The 1,362-nt window shown below is 56.7% G+C and carries 1 protein-coding gene; it reads right to left on the bottom strand.

The window, feature by feature from the left end:
- Window positions 1-62 precede the first annotated feature (62 nt).
- Window positions 63-1,310 carry an IS256 family transposase gene (locus LIY45_RS30475; protein WP_226478707.1) on the bottom strand — a complete coding sequence of 416 codons (1,248 nt, stop codon included), beginning with the start codon at window positions 1,308-1,310 and terminating at the stop codon, window positions 63-65.
- Window positions 1,311-1,362 lie beyond the last annotated feature (52 nt).

The raw sequence follows: 1,362 nt of genomic DNA, 5'->3' as shown, positions 1-1,362 counted from the left end.
GGGACTGTCAGATTTTTTGTGTGCGGGCCGGTAACGGCCTGCCGTCAGGCAGGCCCTGATTCTCACCAGGTCGGCCTGATGAACCGATCTCCGTACAGAATCGCAAATTGATTCATCGCGCTTTTCCAATCATGGGCCGGTTTCCCCCAATTGGCTGTTATGTTGCGCAATCCCAGCCAAATCAGTTTGGTCGCTGCGTCATCATTCGGGAAATGCCCGCGAGTCTTGATGACCTTGCGTAGCTGGGCGTTGATGCTCTCAATGGCGTTGGTGGTGTAAATCACTTTCCTGATGGCTGGTGGGAAGACGAAAAATGGAATCACTCGATCCCAGGCACGCCTCCAGGCAGCCACCACCGTCGGATATTTCTCACCCCACGGCCCGTTCTCAAACTCATCGAGCGCTTGCGCGGCTGCTTCGGCATTGATGGCTTGGTAAATCGGTTTCAGTTCCTTGGCCAGAGCCCGTCGCTTGTCCCAAGCCGCGTAGTCGAGGCTGTTGCGGATCAGGTGCACGATGCACGTTTGCAATGTCGTCTCTGGAAACACGGCACTGAGAGCCTCTGGCATACCTTTGAGGCCATCGGTCACGGCAATCAGCACATCTTCGACACCGCGCGTCTTGAGATCGTTAAAGACCTTCATCCAAAACTTCGCACCTTCGGTGTTCTCGATCCAGATGCCCAGGATATCCCGCGTCCCATCGGGAAGAACGCCCAGGGCCAGGTAAATGGCCTTGTTGCGCACCAGGCCCTCTTCGCGGATCTTCACCCGCAGCGCATCGAAGAAAATGACCGGGTACATTGGCTCAAGTGGCCGCTGTTGCCATGCGCCAATCTCTTCCATGACCTCGTCTGTCACAGAGCTGATGAAATCGGGTGAAACGTCGGTTCCATACTGCTCGGACAAAAAGGCTCGGATCTCTCTGACCGTCATTCCACGGGCGTACATGGCGATGATCTTGTCATCGAAACCGGTGTACCGCCGCTCGTGCTTAGGGATCAGAATGGGCGCAAAACTGCCGTCTCGATCGCGCGGGATTTCCAGCCGCAGCGGCCCATCGCCGGTCAAAACCGTCTTGCCACTCTTGCCGTTACGCTGGTTGCTTTCATCCTCTGGGCGCTGCGCGCCCGGCGGATAGCCCAGGTGGTGACCAAGCTCGGCATGCAGCGCGCGCTCGATCAGGGCCTTCTTGAACGCCGCAGAGGCATCCTCGATAGCTTCTGCGGTCATCAGGCCCTCACCGAACTGCTCCAGCAGCTCTTTGGGGATTTTGGGCAGGTCACGCAAGGGTTTCTTTTTGGTTGGCATACATGCACCTCTTACTCATGTTATGCCCGAACACAAAATTTCTGACACCCTC

It is taken from the genome of Pseudomonas sp. MWU16-30323, assembly GCF_020515595.1.
Lineage (GTDB): Bacteria > Pseudomonadota > Gammaproteobacteria > Pseudomonadales > Pseudomonadaceae > Aquipseudomonas > Aquipseudomonas yamanorum.
The sequence above is the reverse complement of the archived record's forward strand: the minus strand, read 5'-3'. Positions and strand labels throughout refer to the sequence as shown.

Excerpts from the sequence above, each read along its gene's own strand:
- LIY45_RS30475 (WP_226478707.1), bottom strand. The coding sequence starts at position 1,310 with ATGCCAACCAAAAAGAAACCCTTGCGTGACCTGCCCAAAATCCCCAAA.